This window comes from Peptidiphaga sp. (assembly GCF_057238965.1).
Genome location: NZ_DBHHEV010000004.1, coordinates 4,513 through 12,340, shown reverse-complemented (window position 1 = coordinate 12,340; position 7,828 = coordinate 4,513). Strand labels below are relative to the sequence as shown.

Genomic DNA, 7,828 nt, shown 5'->3' with positions numbered 1-7,828 from the left:
CCCGGGCCTCGTCGTTTCCGCGGCGGGGCCGCCGCGTGCGATTCGGACGGGCGGCGATTATGCTCGAAGCAGTGATCCAAGGGGGATGGCAGTGCCGAAGATCAGCGCGCCCACCGTGCGCCAACACAGGGAGATCGTCAAGACGAAGCTCGTCGATGCTGCCGAACGGCTTTTGCGCGAGTCGGGCCCCGACTCCCTTTCGGCCGCGGCCGTGGCGGCGGAAGCCGGCATCGCCCGCAATTCGATCTACCGGTACGTCGATTCCGTGGACGACCTGCGGCTGCTCACACTCGCCCGCTACATCCCCAGGTGGCGCGAGGCCGTCTTCTCCCAGGTCGACGCCGATGCGCCGCCCGTCGTCCGTCTTCGGCAGTTTGCGGTCGCCAGCCTCATGCAGTCGAACGAGTCGTCCCACGGCTGGCTCATGAGCCTCATGCACGCTCGCGGGCGCCCCGCCCGATCCGACGGATCAGGAGGCGAGCGCGCCGCCGTCGCCGAGGACGTCGCCGACATCCATGCGATGGCCGACGGCTTCCTCCGCGAACAATGGGAGGAACTGGGAGTGGAGAATCCGCGCATGTGGGCGGGGTTCACCCGCGCGCTCCTGCTCGAGGCTTTCGCGCAAGTCGATGCGGGCGAGGATCTGACCGACGTCGCCGGAGCGCTCGGCGAATCCGTCGCCGCTCTGGGGAACGCGGCTGAGAAGTGAAGTTGTGTGCACTGCTTGGACGGTTAATGCAAATAAACTGTATGTCAATTAATCTGGGTACATGCACGCGCTTCTATTCGATCTATTCGGATTATTCATATCCGAACAATCACGCACATCATTTGAAACGCTGGCGAGAACGGTAGGGGTTGAGCCGGACGCCCTCCTTCCCGCCTACCATGGGGAAAATCGCGTCGAATACGACGCGGGGACGATTGGCTCGCGCGAATACTGGGCGAGGGTCGCCGCAGAAACAGGCGTCGACATCGATTGGCAGGCAGCCCTCGCCGCCGACCTTGCGGCGCTGGGCGCCAAAGACGAGGCGATGGTCTCGTTTGCTCGCAGCCTCAACCGCTCCGGCTTCACAATGGGGATGCTCTCGAACATACCCTGCGACTTCGTCGGGTGGACGAGGTGGCACAATCCCTGGATCGACGAGCTTTTCGACCCGGTTCTCTTCTCGTGTCGCCTGCGCTTGGCCAAGCCCGACGAAGAGATCTTCGCCGTCGCCCTCGCGCGGCTGTCCCAGTCCGCCGGGCGAAAACTTGCCCCCGAGGACGTGCTGTTCGTCGATGACTCCCCGAAAAACGTTGAGGCCGCAACGAAATTGGGTTTCCTCGGGCATTGTTTCGAGAATTTAGAGGCCTTGTCGGCAAAAATCGAAGCGGTTTAGTGCGAATCACTCTGTTTTATCATCCCTGAGGCCTATAGCCGACTAGTGACTCCCGCTTGGCGCAGACGGTAGGGTTGAGGTGCATCTGTGCGCTTCTCACCTATGACGCCGGAAGGGATTTTCATGTCGAGCACCGTGTCGCCCCATGCCCAATCGAGGGGACGCCGAAGAATTCTCGGTTTCTTAACCGCTGCGCTTCTCATTTTCGGATTGGGGTCGGCGAGCTTCGCCGACGGCGGCGCCCCGACCTTGCGCGTGACCCTCACCCCGAACGCGCAGACGGTCAAGACCGGCGACAACGTTGTCTACACGGTCGAGTTCTCCTGCGCATCGACCGACGCCAACTGCGACGGCGCGGTTTTGACGGTCGACGTCCCGCGCTTCGCCAACCCCGACGGAGCGGTAAACTCCGAGGTTGCGCCGGTCCTCGCGGCTGCCACCAGCACGACTGGAGTCGTCGCCCCTCCGACGATCGTCGCCCCCACGCGGAACTCCGACGGAAAGGTCGTCTATAACTTGGGAACTGTGCCTGCCGGCACCGCGGGCCAGGCGACGATCACGGTCAAGCCGCCGCGCGGGCTCGTCCCCAAGGGCGCGACGATCGCCCCCGAAGCGTCCTTTGCCGCAAGCTCCGCGACGCGGGTGAACGCGAAGACGTCCACGACAGTCGACGGCTCGGCCGACCTGTCCATACTCAAATCCGGGCCTGTCGTTCCACCCGTCAAGGGGGTCGAGGTCACCTACACTCTTCGCGCCTCCTACGCCGCCGCCATGGACGCGACTGGAAAGTACACCGGCGTTCCCGCCGTCGGGCACGTCAACGCGGACGACGTCGTCGTCACCGACCGCCTCCCGGCGTGCGCGCAGTACGTGCGGTCTTCGCTGTCGGGAAATCTGCAGGCCACCGCCAAAACGCCCTCGGGCAGCTACGACGCCGCGAGCCACTCGGTTGTTTGGGACATGGGCAATGCCGCCGAAGCCTTTGACTCCACGTTCTCCGTGACCGTGCGATACCCCGCTTCCTGCGCGGACGCGAAGGTGACCAACAACGCCGAGATAACGGGAAAGATGCACGGCAACCACGCGATCGCCCTCCGGGACGGCGCCGATTTCTCCCACGGATTCGGCGCGGAGAGCGCCAAGGGCTCTTTCCAAAAGTTCACGCCGGTGAACGTCCTCGACCGCGGAACGAAGGCAACGTGGGGCTACCGCATGCGCAACGCCGGAAACGTCCCCCTCCATTTCTCGGGGACCGACGTCCTTCCCTGCCGCCTGGCCACGCCGAGTGACGGCGAGGCCGGGTGCGCCGTGCCTGCGATCAAGAATGTGGGCGTGCGCGACGTCAACAACGTCGGCTTCACCGTCAAGTACACAACGAACCTGGGCAACACAGGCACTTTTGTCGCCAACGCGACGGAGCAGACGCCTGTCTCCTCCGAAACCGAGTGGATTGTGAAGCTCGAGTTCACGGGCGCCCTTCCGGGCGGCGCCAACGTTCAAATGTTCGTCACGGGAACGGTCAACAGCGAGCTGCCCAGAACCGAGGACGGCGCGGGCTACGAGCAGGCCGCGTTGTCAGACGGCAACTACAAGGCCGGGGCCTCGCAGGACTGGGTCCGAGTCCAGAACTGCCTCGCCCCGGGATCGAAGTACACGACCGACTCCGGGCGCGAGATAGCCTTCTCGAGGGACGCCTCCTGCGCGTGGATCCGAGTGGCGAACGAACGGCCCCTCCTGAATCTGCGCAAGCTGGTCTTCTCTGGAAGCCCCCAGGCGCCCAACGGCAACGTCACCTTCCGAATGGACGTGGCGAACTATTCGACGAACAGCCCCGTCAGCCCCGTCGTCACGGATCTTCTCCCCTGCGGCATGACCTACGTCGAAGGCTCGGCGACCATGCGCAACACGACGTCGATTCCCGCCTCGGGTCTGAAGGTCGACTCCGGCACGTGGAAGACGGACGCCGCCGGGTGCAAAAGGCAGCTCGTCAAGTTTTCCTTCCCGGGGACGGAACTGTCGAACGGGCAGTGGGGATGGTTTGTCTTCGAGGGCAAGGTCGGGCAGATGAAGGCCGGCCGTTACCCCAACGACGCGCAGATCTCGCCCGCGGGCAAGGAACGCAAGATGGGCGAGCTTTCCTACTGCAACTCCACCATGGGCAGCCCCGTGGCCGACTCTCAGGACCTCAATGGCAACGGGCGAACCGACGACATGCTCTGCCAGAGCTCGGCCAATTTCGACGTCATCAACGCCTCCTCGATGTCGGTGACCAAGGAGGTCAAGGGGTCCAAGGACGCGGACTTCCTCGCCGCGCCGTCCGTCGGCCTCGTCGAGCCCGGCAAGTCCGCGCAGTATCGGCTGACCGTGACGAATACGGGCAACGTCGACCTCGACAACGTCGTCGTCTACGACGTCCTTCCCCACGTCGGCGACCGCGGAGTGGGGCCGGCCGTCTCGAACGCCCGAGGCTCCCAGTGGCAGCCGAGGCTGGCCGGGCCCGTTGCCGTGGCGGACTCTGACGTCCAGCGGGACCGGGTGAAGATCCAGTATTCGACCTCGGAGAACGCATGCCGCGGCGAGGTGACCGCGCAAGGCGCCGCGAGGGCCGCCGGGCCGGCCGGATGCGTCGACGACTGGACCGACTCGCCGGCGTCGTTCGCCGACGTGCGCGCCGTCCGCGCGGAGTTCGCCAACGCGAATCTGGCCCCGAAGGCGTCGATCCAGATGATCGTCCCCGTCGCGGCGCCGACTGACGCTTCAGGCACGGCGTGGAACTCGGTGGCCATGGCCGGCCGGGAGAAGGACGGGAAATGGCTGCTTCCCATCGAGCCCATAAAGGTGGGGCTGGAGACGACCGTCGATCTAGAGGTTGAAAAGGCGATAGCCGAGCGAAAGCCCGCCTATGGAGTGGGCGACGAGGTCGACTTCCAAGTGACGGTCAAGAATCTGGGCTCGGGGGAGGCGACGTCGGTCAAGGTGCGCGATCTCCTTCCAGAAGGCTTGGAGTACGTCTCCTCCGAGACCCGTCTGTGCCCGAACGCGGGAGGAAAGGCTTGCACTTCGGGCGAGACGGTCGGCTCCTACGACCCGGCGACCGGCCTGTGGACGCTCTTCCCGGACGGGCAGGCTGCGCGCTCGCTGTCCGCTGGAGCCTCTGCGACCCTCGTCGTTCGCGCAAAGATCGCGCCCGGCGCGGCGGGAAAGAAGCTGACGAACGCCGCATCGCTTGAGTCCCTCGACCAAAAGGACGACAACGCGGCCAACGACAGCTCGAAGGCCTCGCTGGACGTGCTGCAGTCGGTGTCCGGCAGCGTCTACCGCGATTCCGATCGCGACGGCGCCAGGGGCGGCGGCGAAGCGGGAGTCGAGGGGACGAAGGTCGAGCTTCGCGACCGCGACGGGGCAGTCGTGGCAACGGCGACGACGGGCGCCGACGGCTCCTACTCCTTCAACCGCGTTCCGTCCGGAACCTACGAGGTTGTGGTCGTCGCCGACGGCGGAGAGCTGGCGAAGGCCGTCGCAACGGGCGACCCCGATTCGACGAAAGACGGGCGGGCGAGCGTGTCCGTCGATCCCGGCGCCCCGTCGGTTTCGGGGCTCGACTTCGGGTACTATCGGCCCGCATCGGTCGGCGACCGGGTGTGGTACGACCTTGACGGAAATGGCGTGCAGGGCGCCGACGAGCCAGGGGCAGAAGGTGTGAAAGTCACGCTCGTGGATGCCTCGGGCCAGCCCGCGCGCGACGTCCTGGGCGCCGAGGTCACGCCCGTCACAACGGACGCGAAAGGCCGGTACTCCTTCGAGAAGCTGGCCGCGGGCTCGTACACCGTGAAATTCGAGGTTCCCGGCGGAACGGCCGCTGCGGCGACGGGCGCCGGGGGCGATCCTTCGGCCGATTCGAACGGGCCCGACGCCGCGGTGACGCTGGCCGAGGGCGAATCGAACGGCTCAATCGACCTCGGCCTCGTGGGCGAGGGCTCCGTCGGCAGCCTGGTGTGGCTCGATTCCAACCAAAACGGCGCGGCCGACCCCGGCGAGCCGGGGATCCCCGGCGTCGCGGTGACTGTCACGTGGGCTGGGCCCGACGGCAAGTTTGGGACCGATGACGACCGTCCGCATTCCGTGACGACGGACGCCAACGGCGAATACAGAGTGGACAGGCTCTTCCCCGGCGAGTACTCGGTTGCCCTCGGCGACGTCGCCGGGCCCTCTGCCGCCGTCGGCGACGGCGCAGCTGTGAGCCTTCAAACCTTCGAGCCGGAGCGCGGCGCGCTCACCGGAGACAAAACCATCGACGTTTCCTCGGGAGGGGCGTTCGCACTGAAGTCGCGGCTGACCCTAGCGCCCGGCGAAATGGAGAATCTGAGGCACAACTTCGGCTTCGCCGTCCCCATCGACCTCAGCCTGACAAAAAAGGCCGTGGGCGAGTCCGCGCGCAAATCGGGCGACGAAGTCGTCTACAGGCTCGAGGCGGCCAACCGCGGACCCGGAACCGCTACCGGCGTGAAGGTGGAAGACCGCCTTCCCAAGGGTCTGACCTTCGTATCCGCAGACCGCCCCTATGACTCTGCCACGGGCCTGTGGGACGTCGGAACCCTGGCGCCCGGGAAGTCCGCCGAGATTTCCATTGTCGCGCGGGCCACGGGAGAGGGCGACCTCGTCAACAGCGCGGAGATCGCAGCCGCCGATCAGAAGGACGTCGATTCGACTCCCGGCAACGGCGTCGCCTCCGAGGACGACGCCGCCTCCGCAACGGTGACCGTGAAGCCCGCCCCCAAGCCGACGCCTTCGCCGAGCCCTTCGCCAAGCGCCGAGCCGACGTCGCCGGAGCCCACGAGCCCGACGGCTGCTCCGACACAGCCGACGCCGACGAGCCCGACGGCTGCTCCGACGAGTTCGCCGACTCCCTCGACGTCGAGTCCCGCCACGCCGTCTCCCACGACGTCGAGCCCGACGCCAAGCGCCTCGAGCTCCTCGACGGGCCCTGTCTCGCCCAGCCCTGTCTCGCCCAGCGCAGCTTCGCCGAGTGCAGCCTCGCCCAGCGCAGTCTCGCCCGGTCCGACGGCCTCTGATCAGACGAACGGCCCTGCGCCCTCCGCCGATTCGGCGGACCCACGGCGTGACGGCGCAAACCACGGAGGATCGAACCGCGACGGGATGAACCGCGGGGGCGAGGCCCCCGGCGACGGAAGGGACGGCGCGGAGGCGCCCTTGACGGCGACGCCGCGCAAGGCTCCGCTGGCCAGGGCAGGCGCCAGTGTCGGCCACCAGGTGGCCGCAGCCGCCATACTCACCGTGATCGGCGTGCTGATCGTGGTTGCCAGGCGTCGGAAGGGGCGCTGACTCGCCTTCTGCTCCGCGGACGGATCGGCACGACGAGGGGAGCGATTTTCGTCGTGCCGGCCGTCGCGGCTCCTCGATCGCGCGAGATCGCTCCTGACGCGGGGCTCGAGGGCGTTTTGTTCAGGCCCTCCGTTTGCGGAGCGCCTGGGCCGCCGTCCTTTTCAGCCTCTTGCAACTAATTTGAGATCGATTCTCAATAGGACCTGTGGCCCACTAGTTTTCGGTCTACCGAAATATCATGAGATTCATGACGAAGTATTGCGGGTTCAGAAAACCCGCCCATCGACTTGCGGGCATAGCCGCGGTTTTGGCTGCGGCGCTCGCCTTGGCCGCGTGCAGTGCGCGGCCCTCTTCCGACTCCCGCCCTTTGGTGCTCACGACCTTCACCGTCATGAAGGACATGGCCAAGTCGATCGCCGGCGATCGACTGCGCGTCGAATCCATCACCTCGCCCGGCGAGGAAATACACGATTACCAACCGAGCCCGGAGGACATCAGGCGCGGCGCCGACGCCGACCTCGTCATTCAAAACGGGCTGGGCCTGGAGCGGTGGTTTGAGAAATTCACCTCGCAATCCGGAGCCGAGACCGTCGTCGCCTCCAAAGGGGTGGCGCCCATTCCCATAGCCGAAGGCGATCACAAGGGCGAGCCCAATCCCCACGCGTGGATGAGCCCGAAAAACGCAAAGGTCTACGTCGACAACATGGTCGCCGCCTTTTCCAAGCTCGACCCGTCGCATGCGAAGGAGTTCGAGGCCAACGGAAAGGCATACAAAGCCAAGCTCGACGCGATCGCGAGCGACATGCAGAAGAAGCTCGCCTCGGTTCCGCAGGAGCAGCGGGCGCTTGTGACGTGCGAGGGGGCCTTCAGCTACCTGACCAGGGACTACGGGCTCGCCGAGCATTACCTCTGGGGCGTCAACGCCGAGGGCGCGATGACCCCCAAACGCGTTGCGGCCGTTCAAGACACCGTGAAGAAGAACCGCATTCCCGCAGTTTTCTGTGAATCGACGGTCGAAGGCAAGATGGACGCCGTCGTCCAGGCGACCGGCGCCAAATACGGCGGAACGCTCTATGTCGACTCGCTCACGGACGCGAAAGGCC

General features: G+C 66.1%; 4 protein-coding genes. All 4 read left to right on the top strand.

The genetic code is table 11. The features are described 5' to 3' along the window. The coding region (locus ACO48X_RS01110) for a TetR/AcrR family transcriptional regulator (RefSeq protein ID WP_484999720.1) at positions 1-709 on the top strand (709 nt) is incomplete at its 5' end. 61 nt (positions 710-770) lie between these two features. Beyond that, positions 771-1,382: an HAD family hydrolase gene (locus tag ACO48X_RS01105; protein WP_484999718.1), complete on the top strand. Its 612-nt coding sequence runs from the start codon at positions 771-773 to the stop codon at positions 1,380-1,382. Between the two features lie 123 nt (positions 1,383-1,505). After that, complete coding sequence (locus tag ACO48X_RS01100; protein ID WP_484999716.1) at positions 1,506-6,725, top strand: SdrD B-like domain-containing protein; 5,220 nt, start codon at positions 1,506-1,508, stop codon at positions 6,723-6,725. A gap of 238 nt (positions 6,726-6,963) precedes the next feature. Beyond that, on the top strand, positions 6,964-7,828 hold an 865-nt coding region (locus ACO48X_RS01095; protein ID WP_484999714.1), incomplete at its 3' end, for a metal ABC transporter substrate-binding protein.

Bases quoted from the DNA above. Each gene is read 5' to 3' on its own strand.
- ACO48X_RS01105 (WP_484999718.1), top strand. From the start codon at position 771: ATGCACGCGCTTCTATTCGATCTATTCGGATTATTCATATCCGAACAA.
- ACO48X_RS01100 (WP_484999716.1), top strand. From the start codon at position 1,506: ATGTCGAGCACCGTGTCGCCCCATGCCCAATCGAGGGGACGCCGAAGA.